Origin of the sequence: Paraburkholderia sp. 40, assembly GCF_050434105.1 — a bacterium.
GTDB classification, from domain to species: Bacteria; Pseudomonadota; Gammaproteobacteria; order Burkholderiales; family Burkholderiaceae; genus Paraburkholderia; species Paraburkholderia tuberum.
The window spans coordinates 981,386-1,007,905 of sequence record NZ_JBNPVY010000002.1 but is presented as its reverse complement, the minus strand read 5'-3'; the positions used below and the strand labels follow the sequence as shown (position 1 = coordinate 1,007,905).

The window sequence follows — 26,520 nt, the reverse complement described above, 5'->3', positions numbered from 1 at the left end:
GAGGATTTCGCATGGACCGACCCGATGCAGCCAATCCGTTTGGCGATCTAACCAAAATGCTGGAGCAGTTCAAGCTCCCCGGCTTCGACGTGCCCGCCATCATGGAAGCGCGCCGAAAGGACATGGAAGCGCTGGTTCAGGCGAATCAGACAGCATTCCAGGGGATGCAGTCGCTCGCGCAGAAACAGGCCGACATGCTGCGCACCACGCTGGGCGAGCTACAGGCGCTGACTGCGCAGCTCACGGCGGCCGGCACCGCGCCGTCGAGCAAAACCGCGGAGCTGATCCAGCAGAGCCTGCACAAATCGCTCGCCGACATGCAACAGCTCGCACAAGCCGCGTATCAGACGCAGGCGGAGTCGTATGGGGTGATCGCGAAACGCGTCGAGGAGAACGTGCAGGAGTTGAAGTCGCTTCTTCAGCAACAGAAGAAGTAGCGCACGCCGCGAGTTCCGGACGATCTATGACGCGGAGGGCCGCCAGGCCCTCCGCTTTTTTTGCCCGTCGGGATTTGCGTCGCAAGCCTCACGTAGTCAGAGGAATGTGGACTCCGCCCGCTCGTTATTCGGCAGACGCTTACATCGATGAACAAACGCTGCTCACGTTCGCAACTTTTACGCGTGGCGGCCGTAATTTTCGCAGTCGGTCAGTTCTAAACGTCAGACGGAAACCGAATAAGCGTCAAAGCATTGTCGCCAAAAGGCTTTGCCCACGCTGATCAAACCCGGTCGATCGATTCAACAACTCCGAACAGTTTCGATCGCGCCGCAAACGATTGCCGCGCGCCATTCCCCTGACTAAAGTTTCGCCTCCCCTTTCCGTAGACGCATTCACGCAGCCCAACCGGCGTGAAGGCAACCGGCTTTGCCGGTCAGGTGTGCGCCCCTAGTCTCGCGTTTGTGATCGGCTACATGCAGGTCGCGGCGTTTCACCTCGAAGGAAATCTCTTGAAACCGATGCTTCTTACCCGCATTGCCTGCGCAATGCTCGGGGCAAGCTGCGCGTTGCCGTTCGGCGCGCACGCCACGCTCGGCCAGAACGCCAGCACCGTCGACGGCGATCAGACGCGCCTGCATGCGATTGCTCGCGCGGCCAGCGCGCAGGGCGCGTATTCGGTGCATGCGCTGACGCTGCCGTCCGGCACCCAGGTGCGCGAATACGTGGCGGCCAACGGCATCGTGTTCGGCGTCGCGTGGGATGGCCCGACGCTGCCCGATCTGAAGGCGATGCTCGGCGCGTCCTTCGATGCCTACGTCGCCGCCAGCGCGGCGCGGCGCGGCGCGGCGCTCGCGGTCTCGAACAGTGATCTCGTGGTGTTCTCGAGCGGCCATCTGCGCGCGTTCACCGGCTACGCCTATCTGCCGCAGGCGGTGCCCGCGGGCGTCGACGTCAGCGTTATTCAATAACGGAGCGAATCATGCGATCCAGGTCTTCGTGGATGACTCTGCTGGGGGCGGCGCCCATCGTGGTTCTCGCGCTGCTGTTGAGCGCGTGCGGCGGCGGGGGCGGCAGCGCGAGCACCACGGCCAATTCGAGCACCTCCAGCAACTCGAACGGTTCGGGCAGCTCGACCAGCTCGTCGGGTTCGACCGTGACCAACACGTCGCCGTCGCCGCAGGTGCTGGCCGCCAACGCGGTGCGCGTGACGGTCGACTCGGGCGTCAGCAACGTGCCGAACATGCCGTTCGTCAGCATCACGGTCTGCGCGCCCGGCACCAGCAACTGCCAGACGATCGATCACGTGCTCGTCGATACCGGCTCGTGGGGCGTGCGCGTGTTCGCGTCGCAATTGCCCGCGTCGATGAGCCTGCCGCAGCAGAAGGACGGCTCGGGCAACCTTGTTGCCGAATGCATGCAGTTCTTCGACGGCTACACGTGGGGCGCGGTGAAGCTCGCCGATGTGCAGATCGCGGGCGAGAAAGCCGCTGCGCTGCCGATCCAGGTGATCGATCCGGGCTACGCGTCGCTGCCGGGCGATTGCGCGGCCGTCGGCGCGGCGCGCAATACGCCGGCCGCCTTGCAGGCGAACGGCATTCTCGGCATCGGTGTGTTCAAGCACGACTGCGGCGCGAACTGCGTGCAGCAGGCGATCCCCGCGACCTACTACGGGTGCAGCGGCACCAGCTGCACATCGATACCGCTCGCGGAGACGTACCAGGTCGCCAATCCGGTGCCGTACTTCGCGACCGACAACAACGGCTCGATGCTCAGTCTGCCGACCGTGTCGGGCGGCGCGCCATCGGTGTCGGGGCAACTCGTGTTCGGCATCGGCACGCAGAGCAACAATGCGCTCGGCGGGACGCAGGTGGTCGGTGTGAGCCCGTCGAACGGCACGTTCACGACGGTGCAGAACGGCACCACGTATACGCGCAGCATTATGGACAGCGGCTCGACGGGACTCTTCTTCCAGACCACCTTGATGCCGGCCTGCGCGAGCCCGAACAGCGCTTATTACTGCCCGAGCTCGACGCAGCAGTTGAGCGCGATGATCGAAGGCGTGAATGGCACGACGAGCGCGGTGACGTTCAACGTTGGCAATGCGATGTCGATCGCGCAGACTTATAGCGGCGACTCGGCATTGCCGCTGCTCGCGGGCCCGGCGTTCGTCACGTCGACGGTGTTCGACTGGGGGCTGCCGTTCTTCTACGGTCGCAATGTCTATGCGGCGATCGAGCAGCAGTCGACGCCGGGTGGGAAGGGGCCTTATGTGGCGTACTGAAGTCGCGTATTGAAGTGGCGAACCGAGCGCGTGTAGCCGGTTGCTCGCGGCTCGATGATGCGCATCATAAGCGCCCGCTGCCGGCTGGTCCGGCGGCGGGCGTTTTTATGCGCTTGTTGGTTCGCGGTCGCCCCGCTTGTCGCGCTTGTCACCCGCTGCCGCGATCACGCGATGCACAAAGCGCAGCTTGTCGACCACCGGCGCGGCGAGCGTGAACGGATAGCCGTCGGGCATGCCGAGACTGCGATTCAGACTGTTCAGCGCATAGGTGAGCGGAAACCAGCGCTTCATCAGATTGCCGAAGCTCGCGTCCTCGACCGGCGTGCGGTCGGTCAGCGTCGGCTCGCTCGGATCGTCGGGCAGCAGCGCGAGGCCGTAAGACGTCGACGTGTCGAGCACGTCGACGATCAGCAGATAGTGCGCCCATGTCTCCGCCCAGTCTTCCCACGGATGCATCGTCGCGTAAGCGCTGATGTACGACGCCTGCCAGTCGGCCGGCGCGCCGTCGCGATAGTAGGCGTCCAGCGCTTCGCCGTAGTCGGCCTGCTCGTCGCCGAACAGCTTGCGAAACGGTTCGAGCCAGCGCGGCTCGGTTTCGATCAGGTGGCGGAAAAAGTAGTGGCCCGTCTCGTGGCGGAAGTGGCCGAGCAGCGTGCGGTACGGCTCGCCCATCGCGGTGCGCACTTTCTCGCGATGCGCGTCGTCGGCCTCGGCGATGTTCAGCGTGATCAGCCCGTTGTCGTGACCGGTCATCACGGGCTTGCCGACGCCGCCGTCGGCGAGAAACTCGAAGGCGAGACCGCGCTCGGGGTCCGCGTCGCGCGATCGCACGTCGAGGCCAAGCTCGCCCAGCGTGTACAGCAGACGCCGCTTCGCGACTTCGAGCCGGTACCAGTAGAGCCGGTTTTCCGGTTCGCTCAGATTCGGAATCGTGCGGGTCAACTGGCAGGCGTGGCACAGCGTGTCGGGCGAATCGGCCGGGATCATCCAGTTGCAGACGTTTTCGACCGCGTAGTTGTGGCATTGTCGGAACAGCGCGCCATTCGCCTCGGGATGCAGGCTGCGCCAGCGGCCGTCGCCGGCGTCCCCGAACGCGCTGATTTCCCGCAGTTCAGGCAGATAGCCGAGCAGCGACTCGCAGCGCTCGCAGCGGACGTTCTCGTAGAACACGAGTTGCGCGCAGCGATTGCAGTGGAAGGTTTTCATCTGGCGGGCCTCGTGATCGGTGCTATGTCGTTTGCGGTGATGAGCCATGGTAAGCGGCATCATCAACGCGATAGCGGACGAAAGCCGGTCGCAATCTTCATGCCGCGATTGCCAGACGTCACCGCTTTAACGCACAGTACGGTCATGATCGTGCATCGGCGCTGCGCCGCTTTGGTGCACGATCCGACGCGAGCCCGCGGCAGGGCGCGCGGTACGCAACGCAAACGCAGTTCAGACAACACCAAACGATTCATACGGATTTGTCCAGCAACGGCATAGAGCTTGCTTTTTTGGCGGGCTGCCCCCTTCGTCGAGGAGTCCGGAGTGTCCATACGCGTCGCGTTGCATCACGTTACTCATTACCGCTACGACAGGCTGGTCACGCTGTCACCCCAGGTCGTGCGGCTGCGGCCCGCGCCGCATTGTCGTACGCCGATCCTGTCGTACTCGATGCGCGTCGAACCCGCGAGGCACTTCATCAACTGGCAGCAGGACGCGTTCGCCAACTATCAGGCGCGGCTCGTGTTTCCCGAGCAGACCCGTGAGTTCAAGGTGAGCGTCGATCTGGTCGCCGAAATGGCCGTCTACAACCCGTTCGACTTCTTTCTCGAACCATCGGCCGAGCAATTTCCATTCGACTACGCGCCGGAGCTGGCGGCCGAACTCGCGCCCTACCGCGTGAGGCGGCCGATGACGCCGCGCTTCGCCGAGTTCGTCGCGAGCATCGACCGCACGCCGGCCGGCACCGCGAACTTCCTGGTGGCGCTGAACCAGCGGCTGCAACGCGAGATCCGCTACCTGATCCGGATGGAGCCGGGCGTGCAGACGCCGGAGGAAACCTTGACCAACGCGGCGGGCTCGTGCCGCGATTCGGGCTGGCTGCTCGTCGAGACGCTGCGGCAGCTGGGCTTCGCGGCGCGCTTCGTGTCGGGCTATCTGCTGCAGCTCGCGCCCGACGTCAGATCGATCGACGGCCCGAGCGGCACCGAGGTCGACTTCACCGACCTGCACGCGTGGTGCGAGGTCTATCTGCCAGGGGCGGGCTGGATCGGGCTCGATCCGACCTCGGGGCTGCTCGCGGGGGAAGGGCACATACCGGTCGCGTGCACGCCGGAGCCGGGCAGCGCGGCGCCGATCTCGGGCGCGGTCGACGAAAGCGAGGTCGAGTTCGGACACACGATGTCGATCGAACGCGTGCTCGAGTCGCCGCGCGTCACGAAGCCGTATAGCGAAGCCGCGTGGCACGACGTGCTGAAGATGGGCGCGCGGGTCGACTACGAACTCGCCGACATGGACGTGCGACTGACGATGGGCGGCGAGCCGACCTTCGTATCGGTGCGCGATCGCGACGCCGCCGAATGGAACACCGACGCGCTTGGACCCACCAAGCGCGGCTACGCGGTCGCGCTGATGGACCGCCTGCGCGACCGCTACGGCGCGAACGGCTTCCTGCATATCGGCCAGGGCAAGTGGTATCCGGGCGAGCAGTTGCCGCGCTGGGCGATGTCGCTGTACTGGCGCACCGACGGCGAGCCATGCTGGCACAACCCGGCCCTGTTCGCTGACGAACGCGAGCCGGGCCGCTACACGGCCGCCGACGCGCAACGCTTCATCGCGCATCTGGCCGCGAAGCTATCGCTCGACCCCGACTGCATCCAGCCCGGCTACGAAGACACCTGGTACTACCTGTGGCGCGAGCGTCGCCTGCCGGTGAACGTCGATCCGTTCGACGCGCGGCTCGACGACGAGCTCGAACGCGTGCGACTGCGGCGCGTGTTCGACGCCGGGCTCGCGAGCCCGGCGGGCTACGTGCTGCCGATCGGCCGCGAGCGCGGCGCGCCGGGCATCACGCCGACGTGGATCACGGGCCGCTGGTTCTTCCGCGACGACCGCATGTATCTGATTCCCGGCGATTCGCCGATGGGCTACCGGCTGCCGCTCGAATCGCTGCCGTGGGTGTCGAAGACCGACTATCCGTATCAGCACGCGCACGATCCGTTCGCACCGCCGCAGCCGCTGCGCACGGCCGCGCAGTTGCGCGTGCAGTACGAAGGCGGGCGCGAGGGCCGGCAGATCACCGAGGAACAGACGAGCGCGCGGCAGGCGGCCGCGCTGTCGCTGCCGGCGGCCGATCTGCTGAGCGGCATGCCGCACGGCGGCGTGCTCGCGTATGCGTCGCAGCGCCATGACGAATCGCTGCCCGCGCTTGGCGAATCGTCGAAGGACACGCTGCGTACCGCGGTGTGCGTGGAGGTGCGCGACCCGAAACGCGCGGCCGGCCCGGAAGCCGAAGCCGATTCGTTCGGCAGCGGCCGTACGCTGCTGCACGTATTCATGCCGCCGCTGACCGATCTCGACGACTATCTCGACCTGCTCGCCGCAGTCGAAGCGACGGCCGCGGAGCTGAAGATGCAGATCGTGCTCGAAGGCTATCCGCCGCCGCGCGATCCGCGTCTGAAAGTGCTGCAGGTGACACCGGACCCCGGCGTGATCGAAGTCAACATTCATCCGGCCGCGAACTGGGACGAGCTCGTCGATCACACCGAGTACCTATATCAGTCGGCCGCGCACAGCTATCTGAGCAGCGAGAAGTTCATGCTCGACGGGCGCCACACTGGCACCGGCGGCGGCAATCACTTCGTGCTCGGCGGCGCGACGCCGGCCGACAGCCCGTTCCTGCGCCGGCCCGATCTGCTCGCGAGCCTGATCGCCTACTGGCACAACCATCCGTCGCTGTCGTATCTGTTCTCGGGGCTGTTCATCGGACCGACGAGCCAGGCACCGCGCGTCGACGAAGCGCGCAACGATCAGGTCTACGAACTCGAGATCGCGTTCTCCGAACTGCAACGCCAGGTCGATCTGCTCGGCGGCCGCGACAGCGGCAACCTGCCGCCGTGGACGATCGACCGCGCGCTGCGCAACATCCTGATCGACGTGACCGGCAACACGCACCGCGCCGAGTTCTTGCATCGACAAGCTGTATTCGCCCGACGGCCCGACCGGCCGCCTCGGCCTGCTGGAGCTGCGCGGCTTCGAGATGCCGCCGCACGCGCGCATGAGTCTCGTGCAGCAACTGCTGCTGCGCGCACTGGTCGCGCGATTCTGGCGCATGCCGTACACGCAGCGGCTCACCCGCTGGGGCACCGAGTTGCACGATCGCTTCCTGCTCGGCACCTTCGTGAAGATGGATTTCGACGACGTGCTCGCCGAGCTCGGCGAAGCCGGCTTCGCCTTCGATAGCGCCTGGTTCGCGCCGCACTTCGAATTCCGCTTCCCGCTCGTCGGCGAGATGACGCTGAGCGGCATCGACCTGACGATCCGCAATGCGCTCGAACCATGGCACGTGATGGGCGAGGAGGGCGCGAGCGGCGCCACGGTGCGCTATGTCGATTCGTCGGTCGAGCGGCTCGAGGTGCGCGCGCTCGGGTTGAACGGCAATCGTCACGTGCTGAGCGTCAACGGCGTGCCGGTGCCTTTGCAGCCGACCGGCCGCGTCAGCGAGTACGTGGCCGGCGTGCGTTTTCGCGCGTGGTCGCAGTCGTCGGCGCTGCATCCGACGATCGGCGTACACGCGCCGCTCACGTTCGACCTCGTCGACACATGGAGCGGCCGCTCGCTCGGCGGATGCCAGTATCATGTCGCTCATCCGGGCGGGCGCAACTATCAGACCTTCCCGGTGAACGCCTACGAGGCGGAAAGCCGGCGACGCGCGCGCTTCTTCGCGTCGGGTCATACGCCCGGGCCGCTCGTCGTGGGCGGACCGCAGCGCAGCCGCGAGTTTCCGTTCACACTCGATCTGCGCCACCGTTGAAAAACACGCATCACTGACAGCAAACGACCTTGGCCTTTCAATCGACTTTGCCCTTCGAAGCGTCCGCCATGCCGGCGGACGCTTCGTCCCTGTTGCGATTGCTGCCGGGTCATGACGGACATTGGGACGAGCTGCGCGACGCGTCGGGCGCGCTTCGCGAGCCGTGGCGGCAGTTCTTCGCACTGCTCGACGAAGACGGCGTGGCGCGGCTCGCGGACCATCACGCGTCGATCGCGCAGCAGATCCGCGACAACGACATCAGCTACAACGTCTACGCGGACAACGGCAAGTCACGGCCATGGGCGCTCGACCTCCTGCCGTTCCTGATCAGCGAGGCCGAGTGGGCGCACCTCGAGCGCGGCGTCGCGCAGCGCGCGCATCTGCTCAACGCGATCGTTGCCGACATCTACGGACCGCGGACGCTGCTCGAACATGGCCAACTGCCGCCGGCGCTGGTGTTCGGCCATCCGGGCTATCTGCGTTCGGTGAAGGGCTTTACGCCGCCCGGCGGTCAGTATCTGCAGGTCGTCGCGCTCGATCTCGCGCGTACGCCGGGCGGCGAGTGGAGCGTGATCGCGCATCGCACCGAGGCGCCGTCCGGCCTCGGCTACGCGCTCGAAAACCGCCTGATCGTGTCGACGCTCCTCGCGGAGCCGTTCCGCTCGCTGCGCGTGAGCCGGCTCGCGCCGCTCTATTCGCAACTGATCGCGACGCTCGTGCAGGCCGCGCAAGCGACGATGCGCAACGAGGAAAGCGCTGACGCGTCACCGCATATCGCGCTGCTCACGCCTGGGCCGTACAGCGAAACCTATTTCGAGCATGTGTTTCTGGCGCGCTATCTCGGCGTCACGCTGGTCGAAGGCAAGGATCTGACCGTGCGCGGCGACCGGCTCTATCTGAAGACCCTGGCCGGCCTCGAACGCGTGCACGTCGTGCTGCGCCGTCTCGACGACGCATTCTGCGACCCGATCGAACTGCGCGCCGATTCGACGATCGGCGTGCCGGGGTTGTTGCAGGTGATGCGCGCGGGCAATGTGATCGTGTCGAACGTGCCGGGCTCGGGGTTCGCCGAGTCGCCGGCGTTGCACGGTTTCATGCCGGGTATTGCCGAAGCCTTGCTCGGCGAAGAGCTGCTGCTGCCCGGCGTGCCGACCTGGTGGTGCGGCGAACGGCCCGCGCGCGAGCATGCGTTCGCGCATCTCGACGACGCGTTCATCGTGCCGACCTGGCCGCTCACGGGACGCGATGCGCCGCCCGGCATCGAAGGGGGCAGGCAGCCGCTCGCGGCATGGCGCGAGCGCATCGACGCGTTGCCCGACGCGTTCACGATCCAGCAGGAGCAGCGCTTTTCCTGCACGCCGCGCTTCGAGGAGGGCACGATCGGCGGAAGGCCGTCGGTGCTGCGCGTCTATGCGATCGCCGACGTCAACGGCGGCTGGCACGTGATGCCGGGCGGTTTCACGCGCATGGCCGCGGAGCGTCAGACCACGGTATCGATGCAGCACGGCGGCAGCAGCGTCGATACCTGGGTGCTGTCGAGCCAGCCAAGCTCGACGTTCACGCTGCTGCCTTCGCCGATGCAGCCAGCCGACCTCACGCGCAAGCATCGTACGGTATCGAGCCGTGCCGCGGAGAACCTGTTCTGGGCGGGCCGTTACGGCGAGCGCGCGGAAAACAACGTGCGTCTGCTGCGGCTGATTCTCGGCTCGCTCGAAAGCAACGACGCCGATTCGATGTTCGCGACGCTGGTCGAACTCGCGACGTGGTGCGGCCTCGTGCAGTCGGGCGACTTCGCGTCGCCGCACGGGGTGCCGTCGCCGCAGACGTTCGAGCGCGCGCTCGTCGCGAATCTCGGCGAGAGCGCGGGCAGCGTCAGCATCAGCCAGAACCTCAATTGCCAGGCGCGCGCGAACGGCGAGGTGCGCGGGCGTTTGTCGAATGATCATTGGCGCATGATCCTCGCGGCGCGCAACGACTTTCAGGACGCGTTGCAGGTGTTGTCGCCAGCCGTGGGCGCGGGCAACGGCGGCGCGGGTGCCACGAGCAGCGGCAATGCGTTCGATCGCTACGACCGCGTGACGCTCGCAAATGCGCTCGAGCATCTGTCGGTGCAACTATCGGCGATCAGCGGCGCGCAAGGCGACCGCATGACGCGCGATGAAGCGTGGCGGCTGCTGTTCGTCGGACGTCATATCGAGCGCGTCGCGACGATGGCCGCGTTCATGCGCGGTGTTGCCGTGAACGGCCAACTCGCGACGCCGGCCGGCTTCGATCTGCTGCTGCAAATGTTCGACAGCACGCTCACGTATCGCTCGCTGTATCCGGGGCGTTTCGAAGTACCGGCGCTGCTCGATCTGCTCGTGATCGAACCGCATAATCCGCGCGGCATTTATGGCGTGTACGAGCGCCTGCGCAACAAACTCGACGAGATCGCCATCGCGGCGGGCAGCGTGCGGCATCGGCCGTTCGCGGAGCTGCTGCCGCCCGTCGAATCGCTGCCGACGCTCGAATCGCTGTGCGAGGTCGACGAACACGGTGCGTATGTCACGCTCATCGCGTTGTGCGATCAGATCGGCGGCTTCGCCAATGCGGCCGCGCATGAGATCAGCGCGCGCTATTTCAGTCACGCGACCACGGTCGCCTCGCAGGTGTGGGCATGAAGAACGCGTCGACGGTGCTGTCTGTTTCGCATCGCACTGTTTACCATTACTCGACGTATGTCGAAACCGCGCAGCATCTGGCGACGATCCGGCCGCTCGCGTGTCCGTGGCAGCGTGTGATTTCGCGCAGCGAGCGCATCGAGCCGCAGCCGTCGTATCAGCATAGCCGCATCGACGCATTCGGCAACGACGTGCTGTACTTCGCGCTCGATACACCGCACGAGCGCCTGCAACTCGTCAGCGAAACCACGGTCGCGCTGACGCCGCGCTGGACCGACCTCGACGCCGAGGCTACCCCCGGCTGGGAAACGGTGGCCGAGGCGCTGCGGTTTCGCTTGGGCGGCGCGTTCCGTGCCGAGGCGGAGTACTGCTTCGCTTCGCCGAATATTGCGCTGCGGCCGACGCTTCGCACCTATGCGTTGCCGAGCTTCACGCCCGGCCGGTCGCTCGTCGCGGGCGCGATCGGTCTGATGCATCGTATTCACGAGGACTTCACGTACAAGCCATCGGCGACACTGTTCGATACGCCGGCCGAGCGCGCGTTCGAACTGAGGAGCGGCGTGTGTCAGGATTTCGCGCAGGTGATGATCGGCTGTTTGCGCTCGCTCGGTTTGCCCGCGCGCTACGTCAGCGGCTATCTGCGCAACGATCCGCCGCCGGGCCAGCCGCGGCTGATCGGCGCGGATGCTTCGCATGCGTGGGTGTCGGTGCATTGTCCGGCTAGCGGCTGGATCGATCTCGATCCGACCAATGACGTGCTTGCCGATCTCGATCATGTAACGCTTGCGATCGGGCGCGATTACAGCGATGTGTCGTTACTGCGCGGGACGATTCTCGGCGGCGGCGCGCATCGGATGGAAGTGGGGGTGACGGTGTTGGGGTTAGAATGACGCGGCCCCTGTCAACGCGCCTGCGATGATTTCCACCCAGTACATCAGCCGGATTTCCCTTTTACGCGAGAAGGTCGACTCGTTCGACCGCTATCCGTTTTGTCTACCCGCGATCCGGGCGTTCGAGTCGCTGGTCCCGCACCCGAAGGTCACGTTTCTGATCGGTGAAAACGGCTCGGGAAAATCGACATTTCTGGAAGCGATCGCGGTGTCGATGGGATTCAATCCGGAGGGCGGCACAAAGAACTTCCACTTCGGAACGCGCCATTCGCATTCGAATCTGGCGGACTATCTGCGTATCGCGAAGGGTGTCAGGCATCCTAAGGATGGCTTCTTTCTTCGCGCCGAAAGTTTTTTCAACGTCGCAACCGAAATCGAAAACCTCGATGCGGAGGCGGGACTCGGGCCGCCGGTCATCAATTCGTATGGCGGCCGCTCGCTGCATGAGCAGTCGCACGGGGAATCGTTCCTGGCTCTGCTGATGAACCGGTTCGGCGGCAAAGGACTTTATCTGCTCGACGAACCCGAAGCCGCGTTGTCACCGCAACGGCAGCTTGCCGCGCTTGCCCGAATCCACGCTCTGGCGAGCGACGACTCGCAGTTTGTCATCGCGACGCACTCGCCGATCCTGATGGCTTATCCCGAGGCGGCGATCTATCACTTTCATGCGGACGGCGTGTCGCAAGTGGCCTACGAGGAAACGGAGCACTACCAGGTTATGCGCTCCTTTCTGATGAACCCGCGGCGCATGCTGGATACTTTGCTGGGCGGCGAGTAGCGGGTGTCCGCTACGTGCGGGCCATGGCGAATGCAACCTTCACTGCGATAATGTCGAAAACGTCGCCGGAGTTCACATCCTCATGAAGTCCCTTTGGTTCGCAGCAGCGCTGGTCTTTCTCACCGCCGGCTGCACTTCGACCTCGGCGCCGGCGGACAATCAGACGGCAGCCAATACGGACGCCTACATGCTGCACACGCCTGACGGCGCGCCGCCCGCCGACTCCGCGTCGAGACCACCGCGACTCACCGTCGGCACCAGCTATTCCGACACGCAACTGATTCTGCCGTGGTTCCTCAACGACATCATCAACTTTGTCAACTATCGCTAGTCTGGTGGATAGGCGAAGGAACCCCGAAGGTGTTTTAAACGATTTTGAATGCCCGTGTCGAACGGCTGGAACTGGGCCGAACTACGCCAATCATCGGGCGCGTGTGTCGGACGGTGCATCAGTTGGCCAACGGGGGTAAGGCTTACGGGTACGACGAGACGGTGGTCCATTTGGCGCTGTCAACGGACTACCCCGAGTCGATCCAGATGTTGCCCATTGACTGGCAGTTGCCGGGCGGTGCTTTCAAGCAGGGCGCCGGCCCGCAGTAGGCTATGTGCAAGGATTCCATCAACCTGCGACTCCCGCCCGCGTCCTCACGAAGGCCGTCGGGCGCTTCTTCCTGTGCTTTTTCGGTGTGGTTCGGAACGCGGAATTTTCCTCGGTATGCACGCTTGCATGCACCGCCAGCGGGAACAAAAGGCGCGCGGGGCGATCCTGTGGTTAGCGTGGCCAGAAACAGCGGGCGGGCGTGACAGTAGTGCTGGCGTGACAGCGCGTATGACTCAAATCGGCTAGGTGAACTATCATGGTAGAAGCATTCATCAGCGCAGGAGCACATCATGACCTCCAATCCATCCGCTGAGCCGACCGGCACCTCTCTCGACCCCGCGCAAACTTCCGCCGGCAAGACTCGCCAGCCCCGTCCGAAGGGCCTGAAAAATCCGGCCCCAGACGACCTTCCTAACGCCGACGCGGCAGAGCCCGAGCCTCACGAGCACCTCCCGTCCAGAAGCGACGACAACTGATTCAACACCGCCGGTGCCGACGGGGTCCGCATGACAATCCGCGCGGCGGGTTCGCGAGTGGATCGCACATGCTTTCGCGCCGACGCCGTGAAGTCGGGGAGCGCTCGCGGTTCACGCAAATGGCTCGATGCATTTCGTCCAACAAAGTCACGGCCCAGTTTGAACCGCACAGGAGCAGATCATGCAGAACGTGCTGGTAGGTTATGACGGATCGGCGTCCGCGCAATATGCCGTTGCTTTCGCGGTCGATCTCGCGAAGCGTTTCGACGCGCGCTTGCATGTGCTCGTCGTCGCGCGCACGCCGGACTGGGGTGCGATAGAAGTTGAGCGAAAAAATCTGATCGATCTGGAAGTGCGCCATGCCACCGAGATCCTCGACGACATCAAGGCGAAGCTCGCCCCTTCGATCGGGGCCGTGGAGTTCGATCTCGTGGTCGGCCCGCCGGCAAAGGAGATCGTGCTGTACGCGGAGCGGCATGCTATCGACCATCTCGTGGTGGGGCATCGCGGACATACGCCGTTCGATCGCTGGCTGATCGGTTCGGTCGCCCGCCAGGTGCTCGCCTACGCACCGTGCGCGGTCACCATCGTGCGCGATCCGGCGACGATGAAAAAATCGCGGCATGAGAGCGAAGCACCATCGGCATAAAATCCGCACCTGGCCAATCACGCACACGGCTTGCGCGATTGCGACCACGTAGCGCCTATGGCGTCTTCCGGCCAGCGCTCATCGAGCGCTCACCCGATCTCTCTCCGGTCCATTTACAGGCCGTTAGGGCAACACTGGAGAATCATGGGAAACTGCTGCAGATGATGGGCTCAGGACAAACGCGACCGATCTCGCAAGCTGGAAGCGGCTTGAGCGTAGAGACGCTGAGAACGCTTGCGTTGACGAACAAAAGCTCGCATGGCCGCGCCTATCAGCTCGCTGCGAAACGCCGGGGCTCATGATTCGCATGCTGATCGTGGGTTACTGCTTCGGTGTCCGGTCCGAGCGACGGCTATGCGAAGACCTTTGAGCTTCCTCGACGACATCATCAACTTCGTCAACTGTCGCCAGGCATCGAGCGCGTCGCGCGGCTCTTGACATGATCGATGAACGCACGCAGCTTCGGCATGATCTGGCGGCGGCTCGGATAGTAGAGAAACACGCCCGGGACCATCGGCGCGTACGCCTGCAGAACGTGCACCAGCTTTCCCGTTCGCAACCCCTCGGCGGCCATCGGCTCGGGTAGCTGGGCAAGGCCAACCGCCTTCGATCGCCGCGCCCAGCACGCTCGGAAAATCGCTGGCGATGAAAGGACCGGAGACGGCGATCTCGATCGGCTGACCGTTATCGTTGAACGACCACAACGCGAGCGCGCCGCTGGAGCGCCGCCAGCGAATGCATGCATGCTCGCGCAGATCGTCCATTTGCTCGGGGCGGCCGCGCGCCGCGAAATAGGCAGGACTTCCCACGACGACAAAACGGAACGGTGCCGTGAGCGGCACCGCGACCATGTCGGCGGCGACGAACTGACCGAGCCGGATGCCGGCGTCGAAGCCTTCCGTCGCGAGATCGATCAGCTCCTTGCTGGCCGCTATTTCCACCTCGACCTCGGGATTGGCCTTGCAGAATGACGCGATCAGCGGCTCCAGCAGGATCGGCACGACTGCACGCGGCACGGAAAGACGCAACAGGCCGGACGGTCGCTCGCCGAGTCCGCGCGCCACCTCGCTGGCGGCGACGAGTTCCTCGAAGGCGGGCTTGGCCCGAGCGAGAAAGCGCTCGCCGGCTTCGGTCAAGCCGACGCTGCGCGTGGTGCGGATGAAGAGCGTCGCACCGAGGCGGGCTTCGAGCACACGCACCGCCTGACTGACGGCCGACGGCGTCACGCCCAGTTGCGCGGCGGCCCCGCGAAAACTGCGATGCTCGGCAACGCTGAGGAAGACTTCGACGCCGTCGAGCGCGCCCTGCCTGACTGTGAAGTTCTGCTTCATAGCCTGTCAACATTGTGAGGAATAGTCACCCGCGCGAGACGATGGTACACCTAACACCTGCGCATCCAACACTTGACAGGGAGGCACCATGTCATCGCGACTTCTGTTCCAGTTGCACCTCGTTTTGGGCTATGTCGCCTGGCTGCTGTGCTTCGGCACCTACGTGTGGCCGAAGCTCAAGTCGATGGCTCCATTCGACGCGCAACGCGCGATCGCCACGTTGCACAGCTTCCGCTTCTTCGGGCTCGCCTTTCTGTTGCCTGGTGTCGTCAGTCCGCAACTGTCCGCGAGCTTCGCCGTGTTCGCCGCCTATGGGGATTTCGCCACGGGGGTGCTGGCGATGCTGGCGTTGCTGATGGCCCGGATACGTCCGCTTTTCTGGTCGTTCGTCGTCGCTTTCAATCTTGTTGGTATGGCCGACCTGATCATCGACTACTACCACGCAACCGCGGCCGACCTGCCCGCGCATGCAGGCGAACTGGGCGCCTTGTACGCGATTCCGATCATCTATGTGCCGACGCTGGCGATCACGCATGTTGCCGCCTTCTATCTGATGTTGCGCCCTCGGCTGAAGCGGCGTCACGCCCGTCCTTCCGTCGGCCGTGACATTTCCCAGGCGTAGCCTGCTGCACTGGCCGCAGTTCGGCCACATAACGAGGAATCCGATCAGCATCGAGCGACGTTTTTACGCCTTCCACCTGCGTTATGCTGTTGGTCGTCGAGTCGATGCTCGCGGCCTGAACTAAGCAGGTGCGCAAACCCGGCCTGATGCGGCCGGGTGGTACCCTTCACTGGCACTTCCGGCTTTCGTGCATGCGACCTGATTCTCGCGTCCCTTGGCCCGACGACGCGAGCAAACGCCCGGAACGACCACTGAACTCAGCGAGGTGCCGACGTGAAATACCGCATGCTATTGCTGCCGCTCTTTCTCGCCGCCTGCGCACAGGCACCGGAAGTGACAGCGCCGGCGCCATCGGCAACCATGGCGGCCGCCAACCCGGCGTCGCCGACCGGCACCGATCTGTTGACCCGATACCACTGGCAACTGAACAACGCGATCGATCGCAATGGCACGCACATCGATGCCCTGTTCGCCCGCCCAGACAGGCCAGTGCAGCTCGACTTCAGTCCGTACCGGATCACCGTCGTCAATAGCTGCAACAGCATGGGAGCGGGTTACACCGTCAGGAAAGGGTATTTGCAGATCGGCCCGATGGTCAGCACGATGATGGCCTGCCACGATGCCGCGCTTGCCGCACTCGACGATGCGATCTCGCAGCGTGTGCGCGGCAGCGTCAACGTGACCCTGCTCGCGCGGGACAACGCGCCGAGCCTGCAACTGGTCACCGATAGCGGCGACACGCTGAGCTTTACCGGTGTGCCCACGGCCGAGACGCGCTACGGCGGCCCCGGTCAAATAGCGTTCCTTGAAGTGGCGGCGCAGTCCGCGCCGTGCAACCATCCGTTGATGCCGAACGCGCAATGTCTGCTCGTGCGCGATCGCTTCTTCGACGAGCAGGGCCTGGCGACCGGCACGCCTGGTCCGTGGCACCCGTTGAATCAGGATATCGAAGGTTATACGCACACGCCGGGCATCCGTAACGTCGTGCGCGTGAAGCGTTTCACAGTCAGGAACCCGCCTGCCGATGGGCCGTCGGTCGCTTATGTGCTGGACCTGGTCGTCGAATCGGATAAGGTCGGGCAGTAATGCTTCTTCAAACGTGCCGCCAGGCACATTGGCGGCACGGCTCCCCACCAGCGTGACTTCACACCTTCTGAATCAGCCGCCCCAGCGGCGCGAGCGGTCCCACCGGCAGGTATTCATACTTCATCAGCCCGTCAGCCACGAGCGGCAACGCGTTGAGTATTGCCTCGGCCTCGTCGACCGACCCGACGTTCAGCAGGAAAATCGGTCCGACCTTGTCGCGGAACCAGAACTGCTCGACCTTGCCGTCGAGATAAAGCTGGAGCGTGGCCGGCACCTCGTGGGGCATGTGCTGCTGGAGCTTGTCCGGGGTGAGGGTCGGTTGTGCGGTTGCGATGGCGAAAACTTTCATCAGTGACCTCCTGGGTCGACGTTGGTTGCGATGTACAACGAGGCTCACTGTAGCCCTCGGCCGGGAAAAGCTGTATCGTCGCAAATGACAACTTTAGGGTCATTTACGCCATGCGCATCGCCGTGCTCGCCTTGCAGGGGCTGTTCGACACCGGTCTCACCGTCATGCTCGACGCGTTCTCGCTCGCCAGCCGGTTCGCGGCCGCGAAGATGGGCGGGCGGCCGCACTTCGAACTGTCGGTCGTCGGCGTGCGCAAGAAGGTTCGCTCAGGGCAGGGGCTGACCATCCCCGTGCAAGCGATCACCGCGGGCCTGAAGCCGGACTGGGTCATCATTCCCGCGCTCAGTACCGGTACGCCGGAGCAGCTGGTACCCGCGCTCGAGCGGCCGGACGTGCGCGACGCCAGGGTGCAAATGCTGGCATGGCATGCACAGGGCACGTTGATCGCCGCGTCGTGCATCGGCACGTTCCTCGTCGCGGAAACCGGACTCCTCGATCATCGCGAAGCGACCACGACCTGGTGGCTGGGTCCATTGTTCCGGCAACGCTATCCGGCCGTGTTGCTCGACGAGTCGCGCATGCTGGTGCCGTCGGACGTCGGTGTGACGGCGGGCGCGGCGATGGGACATCTCGATCTCGCGCTGTGGTTGATCCGCCGCGCGAGTCCCGAGCTGGCTACGCTCGTGTCGCGCTACCTGCTCGCCGACCTGCGCTCATCGCAGGCGCCGTACATCATCCCGAACCACCTGGCTCAGGCCGATCCGCTGATTCAGCGTTTCGAGCGATGGGCGCGCGATCATCTGAAGGAAGGGTTCTCGCTGCAGCATGCTGCGGCCGCATTGGCGACGAGCGCGCGTACGCTGCAGCGTCGTTGCCAGGACGTGCTCGGCAAATCGCCATTGGCTTACTTTCAGGACCTGCGTGTCGAGTATGCGCAGTCGCTGCTGCATGGCAGCGGCCTCGGCATCGACGCGATTGCGGCCGAGGTCGGCTATGTCGACGGTGCCACGTTGCGCACGCTGTTGCGCCAACGGCTCGGCAAAGGCGTGCGCGATCTTCGTGCGGATCTGCGTTGAAGGCTATAGCGAGCGCAGCAGCGAAGCCGATTGCAAAGTCCACTCTTTCTTCTTTACTCGCCTGACACTATTTGCCAGGCGGCCAGCACATTCAATCGTCGGTTGCGATCCGGAAAGCGCGTCGCCGTTGGTTGAGATCCTTTCGCGGAGACCTGCAATGCATGCCGTGGGCCGCCGGCGGCTCGCGGCACGCCGCTTGCCATGCACCGCATTGCCGTATACCTTCGCGCCTCACATCCCGGCGGCGGCGGCTACGACGGCACGATTCCCGCGCCGACAGGCAACGTGCCGGCCGGCCCGACCGCGCAACTGACTCCGCTTGGCCGCGGCTACGCGGTGTTCGCGAGTGACTCGGGACACGAGGCCAATGCGCTCGGCAGCGAGGACGCGTCGTTCGGCGTGAACGACGAAGCGATGCAGAACTTCAACGGCGACGCACTGAAGAAAACCCGCGACGCGGCCGTCTATCTGATCGACGCGCGCTACGCGGTGAAGGCGCCGAAGCGGGCGTATTTCGCGGGCGCCTCGTCGGGCGGACGCGAGGCGCTGGCGGTGGTGCAACGCTGGCCGCAGGATTGGGACGGCTCGATCGTGCTGTATCCGGCATGGGCGGCCGCGAGCCTCGATCTGCAGTTCGGGCCGCATCACGCGCGCACTGGCGGCGCCGGGTGCCTATCTCGACCAGGCGAAGCGCAAGGTGCTGCTCGATACGGTGCTCGCGAGTTGCGACGCGCTCGACGGCGTTGCCGACGGTCTGATCAGCAACGTCGCCGCGTGCAACGCGACCTTCAATCCCGCGACGGCGACGCTGAACGGCACGCCGCTGCGTTGCGCGGGCGGCGCGGATACCGGCAACACCTGTCTGTCCGACGCGCAGATCGCGGCGCTGAACGTGTACAACACGCCGGTCACGTTCGGCTACACCCTCGCGAGCGGCGAGACGCAGTATCCGGGCTTCAACGTGTATGGCGCCGATCTCGGCATCGCGAATCCTTCGGCGTTACAGCCGACAGTGACCACGCTCGCGCTCGGCATGTCACAGCCCGCATCGCCGATGCCCACCACCGCGCCGTATCTGAGCGTGTTCTGGGACCAGTGGATTCGCTACTTCGTCACGCGCGACCCGAACTACAACCCGCTCGCCGTCGATCCGCAGAATCCGGGCAGTCTGCAGGCGCGCATCAGTCAGCTGACGGGCCTGCAGGACGTCAACAAGACGGATCTGTCGGCCTTCAATGCGAAGGGCGGCAAGATCCTGATGGCGCACGGCATGGCCGACGCGCTCGTCAGCACGCGTTCGACCGAGCAGTACTATCAGCGTCTGCAAGCGACGATGGGCGTGGCCACCGTGGCGAACTTCGTGCGCTTCTACGAGATTCCCGGCTATGGCCATGCGGTCAGCACCGTGTTCAACGCCTCGTGGGATTCGCTGACGACGCTCGAAAACTGGGTCGAAAACGGCGTGGTGCCGCCCGCGCAGATCGTCGCCGATACGGCGGGCGTGCCCGCACGCACACGGCCGCTGTGCCAGTATCCGACCTTTCCGCGCTATAACGGCTCGGGCGACGTGAACGTCGCGGCGAATTTCACCTGCGCAAGCCAGTAGGCACTGTTTAACTGACGTTGAAATGCACGCGGATGTTTTGCGTGCTTTCGACGGGCCGGCCATCGCGCAGCGCGGGAAAAAAGCGCCAGCGCCGCAACGTGTCGAGCAGCAGCTGATTGAGACGGGGGTTCGGCGTCGCGTGAATGAGCTCGACATCGACCGAGCCGTCGGCGTGGATCGTGAAGCGGGCTGTCGCGATCGTCTGATAGGCCTGCTCGCGCAAGTCGTCGGGCAGCGTCGGTAGCGGTTGCGATATGGAGCGGGCGGCGGTGTTGGAGCTTGCCGAGGCGGCTGGAGCGGCGTCGCGCTGTGCGGATGATTGCTGCGATCCCGCGGCGGCCGTTTGTTCCGGCTGCTCGTCTTGCGACGGGCGTTGTGCCTGACTAGCAACCGGTGCCGACGGCGCCGCGGCAGCGGGCGTCTTCAGCGTCTGCGGCCTGGTTGGCACAGGCGGCACCGCGCGATGCGCTGAGGTACGCGATTGCGTCTGCGCGTGCCGTGGCGCCTGTTCCGCTGGAACCGCAACCGGAGTTTGCGACCGACGGGATTCAGGCGGCGCAGGCTCGTCGAGCACGACCACGCGCATATCCAGTGGAGCAGGCGGTGGGGCTGGCTGACTCGACTTCAGCAACCCGGACGACAGCGCAGCCAGCACCAGAAGCCAGATACCCAGCGAGATAAGACAAGCGACGGCGGTACGCAGCGGTCCCACAACGTGCCCCCGGAACAGCTCGCGGCAAGCTTTAATCACGATGCACGGCGATCAGAAAGTGTTCGGCGCCCGCACGTCGCGCCGCGAGCATGGCCTGCACGACCGCGCCGTGACCCGCGTGATCGTCGGCCGCGATGACGACGTTGCCGTCCGCGCGCAGCAGGCGCTTCACTTCAGGCTCGATCTGATCCGCGCGAACGACGTGGCGATTGACCGAGACCTCGTCGTTGCCGTTCACCGATATCGTCAGCGGCTCGCTCGTGCTGATCGGCTGCGCGCGTCCCGAAGGCAGGTTGATCCGCACCGCGTCAAGACGTTGCATCGCCAGCGAGGCGAGCATGAAGGTCGCGAGCAGAAAGAACATCACGTCGATCATCGGAATGATTTCGATGCGGCCGCGCCGCGAGGCGCGCGAGCGTTTGAGTTTCATCAGCGCTCTCCTCGCGCCTCTTGTTGCAGGCGCAGCGCGCTGAGTCGCGCGTTGGCGAACAGTTCGAGTTCATCCATCAGACGCTCGAGCCGCCGTGAAAAATAGTTGAACGCGAACAGTGCGAAGACCGCGACGATGAGTCCGATCGCGGTCGCCACCAGCGACTGCGCCACCCCGCCCGTGACGCCGCCCGGATCGACGAGCCCATTGCCGCCGAACAGCTGGAATGACTTCATCATCCCGACGATCGTGCCGAGCAAGCCGAGCAGCGGCGCCGCCGTGACGATCGTCTCCAGTAGCCACAGACCGCGGCCCATGTCGCGCTCGATCTGCGATGCGATCGATTGCGCCGACGCCTCGCGCAGCCACAGCGGCGAGTCGGATTCCGACAGCCACGGCGCGGCCATACGCCGAAACGCGTGGTGGGGGGCGAGGCGGTCGAGACGGTTGTCATCGGCTGACGACGTGGGTTGCAAAACACGCGCCGGTGCGCTTGCGAAGCGGGCAAACACGTACGCCCGCTCGATGATGATGGTCAACGCGAGCACGCCGAGCACACTGAGCGGATACATGATCCATCCGCCGGTGCGCATCGCCGTGATAAAGCCTGTCCATTCCTGCATGATGGTTCTCCCTGCCGTCGATCAGAAGTACTTGGTCACGCCCGCATAGACCGCGAAATGCGGACCGTACTGCGGCGCGCCGACGCCGATGCCCGAGCCGTCACGCAACTCGTACACGCGGTTGAATGCGTTGATCACCACCAGACGCGCGTCGAACTTGCCGATCATCGGCTCGTTGAAGTGCTGGATTACGCCGAGGTTGAACTGCGCATAGACGGGCAGGCGATCGGTGTTCGCAAAACCGCTGCGCAGGCCGGAGCCGACGATTCCGTCGAACGTGAACGTGGTTTGATGGAAGTCGTATGCCCCGCCGAACGATGCGGTCACGCGCTGGTCGTGATCGAGGTATACCCAGTTGTTCGAGATGTACGCCAGTTCGTCCGCACCGAAATTGAACTGCGCGGAGTTGATGTTCTTGCCTTGCGCGCGGCTATACGCGAGGTTCAGATACGCGGAGAGATTGTCCTGTTTGTAGTTGGCGGTGAATTCGACGCCATACGTTCTGCCGTACTGGTAGTTGAACGGCACGTAGATCAGCGCGGAACCGAACTGTCCTTCGTCGAGCAGGTCGGTCGATTTCTTGTAGTACGCGTCGAGTCCGAGCGTAACGGCAGGGCCGAGTTTCTGCGTGATGCCGAGATCGAAATAGTGGCTGCGTTCCGGCTTTACGGGATCGTTCTGCGTTACCGAACTCTGATTCGTCGTGCCGTCGAACTTCGATATCGTCGAGCCGGACACGAGTTCGAACGGCGGCGGCGTGAAGTAGCGCGCGTAGCCGGCGTGCAGCGTCGTCGACGGCGTGAGCGTGTAGACGAGGCCGACGCGTGGGCTCAACTGGCTCGCGCTCGTGTACTCGTCCATGCGGTCGTAGCGCAAGCCATAGTTCAGCGTGAGCCGGTCGGTCAGCTTCCATTCGTCCTGCGCGTAGAGGCTGTACAGATAACCGGTCTTGCTGCTGCTGTCCTGGATGTTGAAGGGCACGTCGGAGAGCTGGTTGCCGTCCGCGTCGGCGGGGAACACAGACACGTTATTGTCGAATATCGCGTGTTCCTGCTGGAAGAAGACGCCCGCGCGAACCGTGTGACTGTCGTTGATGCGCCAGGTCGTATCGACCTGCACGCCGTTGGCTGTGTTGCTATGGAAGTCCTCCGATGCCACGCCGTTGAACATCAGGTCGCCGATCGGATCGGGGTTGAACTTCGTGCGCGTATAGCGCGTAAAGAAGGCGACCTGGTAATCGAGCGCGCCGCCGTTGGTGCCTTGAAGCGCGAGCGCCGCGAAATTGTTCAGCTCCGATTGCGTTTCGTTCAGTTGCGACGAATCGAACGTGCTGCGGCCGTTGAGCGCGAAGTTCGGCGTGAGCCCCGGCGTGTTCGGAATCTCGAACTGGTTGCTGGTCGCGCCGAACAACAGACTCACACGCGTGAGCGGATTGATCAGATACGACAGATAGCCGAATGCATTGCCCTGGCGCGTGTGATCGTGAATCGCATTGGCGCTCGCCGTCGGATTCTCGATGCCGAGATTGTTCATGCCGAGCGAGCCGCTCAGGTAGTAGCTGAACGGTCCCTCGCTGCCGAACACGTCGGCGCTCGTTTTGACGGTCTGATGGCTGCCGCCGAATACGTCGATCGAGCCGCCGCTGCCCATGTCGCCCGATTTGGTGCGGATGTCGACGATACCGGCCGTGCGGTAGCCGTACTGCGCGGGCAGGGCGCCCGTGAGCAGGTTCATTTGATCGATGATGCGCGTGTCGAGCGACTGGCCGAAGCCGCTGATCGGCTCCGGAATGATGATGCCGTTGATCCGGTATTGCAGATTGGCGTGCTCGCCGCGCACGTGCAACTGGCCGTACGAGTCGTTGGCGACGCCGGGCGCATGCAGCAGCACCTGATTGAGCGGCGTGTTCGCACCCGCCGGCATCGTGTCGATGTCCGCCTGCGTGAAGCGATAGACGCTGCTGCCCGTTTCGGGCAGCAAGCCGTTGCGGGCAGCGTTCAGACGTTGTGCGTTGACCTGCACGTCGAGTGTGTCGCTCTTTTGCAGTTGTACGCTGACGCTCGCCGGGGCGCCGGACTGGGCGGTCGCGATGCTGCTGCCGCTTGCAAAACCGGCCGCGGTGACGACGACCGCATACGTGCCGGGCGCCACGCCGTCGATCGAGAAGTGGCCCGACGTGTCCGTGTTCGACGCGCCAATGGAGGCGCCGCTCGCGTCCTGTACCTCCACTTTCGCGTGAGCGACGGGATGGCCCGCGGGATCGGAGACCGTGCCCGTCAATATGGCGTCGCTTGGCGCGCCCCATGCGTTCGAGATGGCGGTACAGAACACGATCGCCGCCTGTGCGGTCAGTGTGCGTTTTTTCATTGTTGTTGCTCGCGCTATGGACGATGGGTTGATGAACAGAAGCATTCGGCAAAAGCTCACCCACCTCGCCCCTGGCCGGCAGGGGGAGGACAGGCGAACTGGAGGTTGACGACGCGCGATAGCAGGCCCGTCGATCAGGACCACTTTTCGATGAGAACGGTAATGGCGATGACGGTCATAAGTGGTCGTTGGCATGGACTGTCCGCTCATAGGTCGGACGGATTTTGTTGGACGTCGCAGTGGGCCCGTGTGAAAAACGGCAGGGCTGGAGCGCCAATTTTTGGTCATGTTATAACATAACAATTACAGCTGGCAAGTCGCAAGATGAAGGCCGCCGTAGCGCAACGGGTGAGGCATTTGCCCGTTGCGATTCGAAAAACTTGACACAGTGCATATGCACACATAAACTTCGCTCCATGAACCGTCCTCTCTCCTACGACGAATGCAACTGCTTCGCGCTGCGCCAGGCGGCGCGGCACGTCACGCAGATGTACGAGCGCCATCTCAGCAGCGTCGGACTGACCGCTGCGCAGTTCACAATCCTCGCGAAGCTCGCGCGCACACCGAACCTGCCTATGGCGGAGCTCGCGGACGCGATGGTGATGGAGCGCACGACTCTGGTCCGCGCGATGAAGCCGCTGCAGCGCGACGGCCTCGTGCTGGCCGAGGCGGCCGACCACGACAACCGCACGTTGCTGTTCAGCCTGACGGAAAAAGGCGAGACGACGTTCGATCAGGCCTCCGTCGCATGGCGCGCCGCGCAGGACGAATTCGAAAAGAAGTTCGGCCGCGCCCGCGCAAAGACGCTGCGTACCGAGCTGTTCAGCATCACCGGTTAGATCGCGCGTAGGAACCTGCTTCGGCGGGTTTTATAACGCCGCTTAATGTGCATATGCACTAAGGAGCAAAGGAAGTGAAGCGAATGGAAGCGCTTTTCGACGACGACTGCTTTGCGATCCGCCAGGCCGCGCGTCACGTATCGCAGATCTACGACCGGCACCTGTCGAATGTCGGGCTGACCATCACGCAGTTTTCGCTGCTGGGGCGACTGAAGCGCACCGGTCCGATGACGATGAAGCAGATCGCCGAGGCCATGCGCATGCAGCGCACCACGCTGGTCCGTACGATTCAACCGCTGCGACGCGACGGGCTGGTGTCGAGCGAGGCGATGGGCGCGGATGCGCGCGCGCTGCTGATCTCGCTGACCGCCGCGGGCGAAGAGCGGCAAGACGCAGGCCGCGCTCATTGGTATGCCGCACAGGCCGAGTTCGAGCACCGCTTCGGCGAGGAGCGCGCGGCTGCACTGCGCACCGAACTGTTTGCGATCACCCGGGATACGCTTTGACATAAACGCTGAAGATCGCGGAGGCCGGCGCACTGCGCCGTTTTTTTCAATCTGAAGAGTGCATACGCACATATCGACACCATGTCCACAACTCCTTCGACCGTCGCGCCGCCAAGCGCGGTACAACCCGCGAGACAGGTGCGGCGTATCCCGTGGATGCTGCTCGCGATCCTCTCCGTTCTCGTCGTGTTGGCGCTTGCCACTTCGTACTGGTTCTTCGTCGGCCGCTTCGTCGAGAGCACCGACGATGCGTACGTCGGCGGCGACGTCACGGTGATGGCGCCGAAGGTCAACGGCTTCGTCACCGACGTGCTCGTGCATGACAACGAGTTCGTGCACGCCAACCAGGTGCTCGTGCGTCTCGATGCCCGCGACTACGACGCGCGCCTCGCCCAGTCCAGTGCTGAAGTGGAGAGCGCGCAGGCCGCCGTCACCGAACTCGAAGCGAAGAAATCACTGCAACTCGCGGCGATCAACGAGCAGGCCGCCGAGGTCCGCGCTTCGGGCGCCGAGCTCACACGCAGCGCCGCCGACCAGACGCGCTACCGCGAGCTCGTGAAAGACGACGCGGTGTCGAACCAGGTCGTCGAGAAGGCCGACGCCGATCTGACCAAAGCGCGCGCCGCGGTCGATCGCAGCAGCGCGGCGCTGCTCGCGGCGCAACGCCAGATCGCGGTGCTCGACGCTCAGATCGGCGACGCGAAAGCGCGCATCGCGACCGCGCAGGCCGCGCAACGCGTCGCCGCGTTGAACGTCGAGTACACGACGATCCGCTCGCCGATCGACGGCTATGTCGGCAATCGCACCGCTCGCGTTGGGCTGCTCGCCAACACGGGCGTGTCGCTGCTGACCGTCGTGCCGGCGAGCGGTTTATGGATCGACGCGAACTTCAAGGAAGATCAGCTGCGCAAAATGCATTCGGGCGACAGCGTCGACGTCGAACTCGATGCGTCGAGCACAAAGCTGCACGGCGTGGTTGACAGTCTTGCACCGGCGACCGGTGCGACCTTCAGCGTCTTGCCCGCGGAAAACGCGACCGGCAACTTCACGAAGATCGTGCAGCGCGTGCCGGTGCGCGTGCGCCTCGACGTGCCGAAGGACATGCAGGGCGTGCTGCGTCCGGGCCTGTCCGCGACCGTGAAAGTGCACCTCGATGCGGGCCATCCGGCCGCGCAGGGATGAA

22 protein-coding genes and 4 pseudogenes are annotated in these 26,520 nt (G+C 64.5%); 18 read left to right on the top strand and 8 right to left on the bottom strand.

Annotated elements, in window-relative coordinates; genetic code table 11:
* The first annotated feature begins 11 nt into the window (after window positions 1-11).
* From OKW28_RS05835 to OKW28_RS05825, 3 genes are all read left to right on the top strand, one after another.
* On the top strand, window positions 12-437 hold the full coding sequence (locus OKW28_RS05835) for a phasin family protein (protein WP_184063446.1): 426 nt from the start codon (window positions 12-14) through the stop codon (window positions 435-437).
* 519 nt (window positions 438-956) lie between these two features.
* Entirely contained in the window at window positions 957-1,406 is a 450-nt protein-coding gene (locus OKW28_RS05830; protein ID WP_429446864.1) for a DUF2844 domain-containing protein, read from the top strand.
* A gap of 32 nt (window positions 1,407-1,438) precedes the next feature.
* Window positions 1,439-2,719: a DUF3443 domain-containing protein gene (locus tag OKW28_RS05825; RefSeq protein WP_429446862.1), complete on the top strand. Its 1,281-nt coding sequence runs from the start codon at window positions 1,439-1,441 to the stop codon at window positions 2,717-2,719.
* A gap of 105 nt (window positions 2,720-2,824) precedes the next feature.
* On the opposite strand, the gene OKW28_RS05820 is transcribed toward OKW28_RS05825, so the two are convergent.
* Window positions 2,825-3,925: a zinc-binding metallopeptidase family protein gene (locus tag OKW28_RS05820; RefSeq protein ID WP_429444160.1), complete on the bottom strand. Its 1,101-nt coding sequence runs from the start codon at window positions 3,923-3,925 to the stop codon at window positions 2,825-2,827.
* A gap of 62 nt (window positions 3,926-3,987) precedes the next feature.
* Window positions 3,988-4,257, bottom strand: a complete 270-nt coding sequence (locus OKW28_RS05815) for a hypothetical protein (RefSeq protein ID WP_429444159.1) — start codon at window positions 4,255-4,257, stop codon at window positions 3,988-3,990.
* Between OKW28_RS05815 and OKW28_RS05810 the strand changes: the two are divergent.
* The 7 genes and pseudogenes from OKW28_RS05810 to OKW28_RS05780 form a co-directional block, all read left to right on the top strand.
* Window positions 4,250-7,736 (top strand): annotated as a pseudogene (locus OKW28_RS05810) (DUF2126 domain-containing protein). The gene OKW28_RS05815 and the pseudogene OKW28_RS05810 overlap by 8 nt on opposite strands.
* A 68-nt stretch (window positions 7,737-7,804) precedes the next feature.
* Entirely contained in the window at window positions 7,805-10,396 is a 2,592-nt protein-coding gene (locus tag OKW28_RS05805) for a circularly permuted type 2 ATP-grasp protein (RefSeq protein WP_429444158.1), read from the top strand.
* Window positions 10,393-11,286 (top strand): transglutaminase family protein, encoded by an 894-nt coding sequence (locus OKW28_RS05800; protein WP_429444157.1) that lies wholly within the window; start codon window positions 10,393-10,395, stop codon window positions 11,284-11,286. The genes OKW28_RS05805 and OKW28_RS05800 overlap by 4 nt, the downstream gene beginning before the upstream one ends.
* A 25-nt stretch (window positions 11,287-11,311) precedes the next feature.
* On the top strand, window positions 11,312-12,064 hold the full coding sequence (locus tag OKW28_RS05795; RefSeq protein WP_429444156.1) for an AAA family ATPase: 753 nt from the start codon (window positions 11,312-11,314) through the stop codon (window positions 12,062-12,064).
* Between the two features lie 82 nt (window positions 12,065-12,146).
* On the top strand, window positions 12,147-12,395 hold the full coding sequence (locus tag OKW28_RS05790) for a hypothetical protein (RefSeq protein WP_184025116.1): 249 nt from the start codon (window positions 12,147-12,149) through the stop codon (window positions 12,393-12,395).
* A 927-nt stretch (window positions 12,396-13,322) separates the two neighbouring features.
* On the top strand, window positions 13,323-13,790 hold the full coding sequence (locus OKW28_RS05785; RefSeq protein ID WP_429444155.1) for a universal stress protein: 468 nt from the start codon (window positions 13,323-13,325) through the stop codon (window positions 13,788-13,790).
* Window positions 13,791-14,079: 289 nt separating this feature from the next.
* Window positions 14,080-14,157, top strand: a pseudogene (locus OKW28_RS05780) (transposase); the annotation flags it as partial.
* A 30-nt stretch (window positions 14,158-14,187) separates the two neighbouring features.
* On the opposite strand, the pseudogene OKW28_RS05775 reads toward OKW28_RS05780, so the two are convergent.
* Window positions 14,188-15,121: pseudogene (locus OKW28_RS05775) on the bottom strand (LysR family transcriptional regulator).
* Between the two features lie 88 nt (window positions 15,122-15,209).
* Here OKW28_RS05775 and OKW28_RS05770 point away from each other — a divergent pair.
* Window positions 15,210-15,743 (top strand): hypothetical protein, encoded by a 534-nt coding sequence (locus tag OKW28_RS05770; RefSeq protein ID WP_429444154.1) that lies wholly within the window; start codon window positions 15,210-15,212, stop codon window positions 15,741-15,743.
* Between the two features lie 273 nt (window positions 15,744-16,016).
* The gene (locus OKW28_RS05765) at window positions 16,017-16,829 is read left to right on the top strand and encodes a DUF4377 domain-containing protein (RefSeq protein WP_429444153.1); all 813 of its coding nucleotides are present in this window, start codon (window positions 16,017-16,019) and stop codon (window positions 16,827-16,829) included.
* A gap of 58 nt (window positions 16,830-16,887) precedes the next feature.
* Here OKW28_RS05765 and OKW28_RS05760 read toward each other — a convergent pair whose 3' ends face one another.
* Window positions 16,888-17,178, bottom strand: coding sequence for a hypothetical protein (locus tag OKW28_RS05760; RefSeq protein WP_429444152.1), 291 nt, complete (start codon window positions 17,176-17,178; stop codon window positions 16,888-16,890).
* A 110-nt stretch (window positions 17,179-17,288) separates the two neighbouring features.
* Here OKW28_RS05760 and OKW28_RS05755 point away from each other — a divergent pair, with 110 nt between their 5' ends.
* From OKW28_RS05755 to OKW28_RS05745, 3 genes and pseudogenes are all read left to right on the top strand, one after another.
* Complete coding sequence (locus tag OKW28_RS05755; protein WP_429444151.1) at window positions 17,289-18,254, top strand: GlxA family transcriptional regulator; 966 nt, start codon at window positions 17,289-17,291, stop codon at window positions 18,252-18,254.
* A gap of 201 nt (window positions 18,255-18,455) precedes the next feature.
* Window positions 18,456-18,821: pseudogene (locus tag OKW28_RS05750) on the top strand (tannase/feruloyl esterase family alpha/beta hydrolase); the annotation flags it as partial.
* Window positions 18,822-18,951: 130 nt separating this feature from the next.
* Window positions 18,952-19,860 carry a tannase/feruloyl esterase family alpha/beta hydrolase gene (locus tag OKW28_RS05745; protein ID WP_429444150.1) on the top strand — a complete coding sequence of 303 codons (909 nt, stop codon included), beginning with the start codon at window positions 18,952-18,954 and terminating at the stop codon, window positions 19,858-19,860.
* Between the two features lie 7 nt (window positions 19,861-19,867).
* Here OKW28_RS05745 and OKW28_RS05740 read toward each other — a convergent pair whose 3' ends face one another.
* The 4 genes from OKW28_RS05740 to OKW28_RS05725 all read right to left on the bottom strand — a co-directional run bounded on the left by OKW28_RS05740 (window position 19,868) and on the right by OKW28_RS05725 (window position 23,992).
* Window positions 19,868-20,308, bottom strand: coding sequence for an energy transducer TonB (locus tag OKW28_RS05740; protein WP_429444149.1), 441 nt, complete (start codon window positions 20,306-20,308; stop codon window positions 19,868-19,870).
* A gap of 295 nt (window positions 20,309-20,603) precedes the next feature.
* On the bottom strand, window positions 20,604-21,002 hold the full coding sequence (locus OKW28_RS05735) for an ExbD/TolR family protein (RefSeq protein WP_184007118.1): 399 nt from the start codon (window positions 21,000-21,002) through the stop codon (window positions 20,604-20,606).
* A complete protein-coding gene (locus OKW28_RS05730) occupies window positions 21,002-21,625 on the bottom strand; it encodes a MotA/TolQ/ExbB proton channel family protein (protein ID WP_429444148.1) in 624 nt (207 codons plus the stop codon). Before OKW28_RS05730 ends, OKW28_RS05735 begins: the two co-directional genes overlap by 1 nt.
* Before the next feature lie 21 nt (window positions 21,626-21,646).
* Window positions 21,647-23,992, bottom strand: coding sequence for a TonB-dependent receptor (locus OKW28_RS05725; RefSeq protein ID WP_429444147.1), 2,346 nt, complete (start codon window positions 23,990-23,992; stop codon window positions 21,647-21,649).
* A 416-nt stretch (window positions 23,993-24,408) separates the two neighbouring features.
* Here OKW28_RS05725 and OKW28_RS05720 point away from each other — a divergent pair, with 416 nt between their 5' ends.
* The 3 genes from OKW28_RS05720 to OKW28_RS05710 all read left to right on the top strand — a co-directional run bounded on the left by OKW28_RS05720 (window position 24,409) and on the right by OKW28_RS05710 (window position 26,519).
* Window positions 24,409-24,831, top strand: coding sequence for a MarR family winged helix-turn-helix transcriptional regulator (locus OKW28_RS05720; protein WP_429444146.1), 423 nt, complete (start codon window positions 24,409-24,411; stop codon window positions 24,829-24,831).
* An 83-nt stretch (window positions 24,832-24,914) separates the two neighbouring features.
* Window positions 24,915-25,337 (top strand): MarR family winged helix-turn-helix transcriptional regulator, encoded by a 423-nt coding sequence (locus tag OKW28_RS05715; RefSeq protein WP_184025155.1) that lies wholly within the window; start codon window positions 24,915-24,917, stop codon window positions 25,335-25,337.
* An 81-nt stretch (window positions 25,338-25,418) separates the two neighbouring features.
* Window positions 25,419-26,519: an HlyD family secretion protein gene (locus OKW28_RS05710; RefSeq protein WP_429444145.1), complete on the top strand. Its 1,101-nt coding sequence runs from the start codon at window positions 25,419-25,421 to the stop codon at window positions 26,517-26,519.
* Window position 26,520: the final 1 nt, after the last annotated feature.

Coding starts and splice junctions, on each gene's coding strand:
- OKW28_RS05830 (WP_429446864.1), top strand. CDS start 957: ATGCTTCTTACCCGCATTGCCTGCGCAATGCTCGGGGCAAGCTGCGCG.
- OKW28_RS05795 (WP_429444156.1), top strand. CDS start 11,312: ATGATTTCCACCCAGTACATCAGCCGGATTTCCCTTTTACGCGAGAAG.
- OKW28_RS05720 (WP_429444146.1), top strand. CDS start 24,409: ATGAACCGTCCTCTCTCCTACGACGAATGCAACTGCTTCGCGCTGCGC.
- OKW28_RS05790 (WP_184025116.1), top strand. CDS start 12,147: ATGAAGTCCCTTTGGTTCGCAGCAGCGCTGGTCTTTCTCACCGCCGGC.
- OKW28_RS05730 (WP_429444148.1), bottom strand. CDS start 21,625: ATGCAGGAATGGACAGGCTTTATCACGGCGATGCGCACCGGCGGATGG.
- OKW28_RS05800 (WP_429444157.1), top strand. CDS start 10,393: ATGAAGAACGCGTCGACGGTGCTGTCTGTTTCGCATCGCACTGTTTAC.
- OKW28_RS05770 (WP_429444154.1), top strand. CDS start 15,210: ATGTCATCGCGACTTCTGTTCCAGTTGCACCTCGTTTTGGGCTATGTC.
- OKW28_RS05815 (WP_429444159.1), bottom strand. CDS start 4,257: ATGGACACTCCGGACTCCTCGACGAAGGGGGCAGCCCGCCAAAAAAGC.
- OKW28_RS05735 (WP_184007118.1), bottom strand. CDS start 21,002: ATGAAACTCAAACGCTCGCGCGCCTCGCGGCGCGGCCGCATCGAAATC.
- OKW28_RS05820 (WP_429444160.1), bottom strand. CDS start 3,925: ATGAAAACCTTCCACTGCAATCGCTGCGCGCAACTCGTGTTCTACGAG.
- OKW28_RS05760 (WP_429444152.1), bottom strand. CDS start 17,178: ATGAAAGTTTTCGCCATCGCAACCGCACAACCGACCCTCACCCCGGAC.
- OKW28_RS05715 (WP_184025155.1), top strand. CDS start 24,915: ATGGAAGCGCTTTTCGACGACGACTGCTTTGCGATCCGCCAGGCCGCG.
- OKW28_RS05755 (WP_429444151.1), top strand. CDS start 17,289: ATGCGCATCGCCGTGCTCGCCTTGCAGGGGCTGTTCGACACCGGTCTC.
- OKW28_RS05835 (WP_184063446.1), top strand. CDS start 12: ATGGACCGACCCGATGCAGCCAATCCGTTTGGCGATCTAACCAAAATG.
- OKW28_RS05710 (WP_429444145.1), top strand. CDS start 25,419: ATGTCCACAACTCCTTCGACCGTCGCGCCGCCAAGCGCGGTACAACCC.
- OKW28_RS05785 (WP_429444155.1), top strand. CDS start 13,323: ATGCAGAACGTGCTGGTAGGTTATGACGGATCGGCGTCCGCGCAATAT.
- OKW28_RS05825 (WP_429446862.1), top strand. CDS start 1,439: ATGACTCTGCTGGGGGCGGCGCCCATCGTGGTTCTCGCGCTGCTGTTG.
- OKW28_RS05805 (WP_429444158.1), top strand. CDS start 7,805: ATGCCGGCGGACGCTTCGTCCCTGTTGCGATTGCTGCCGGGTCATGAC.
- OKW28_RS05725 (WP_429444147.1), bottom strand. CDS start 23,992: ATGAAAAAACGCACACTGACCGCACAGGCGGCGATCGTGTTCTGTACC.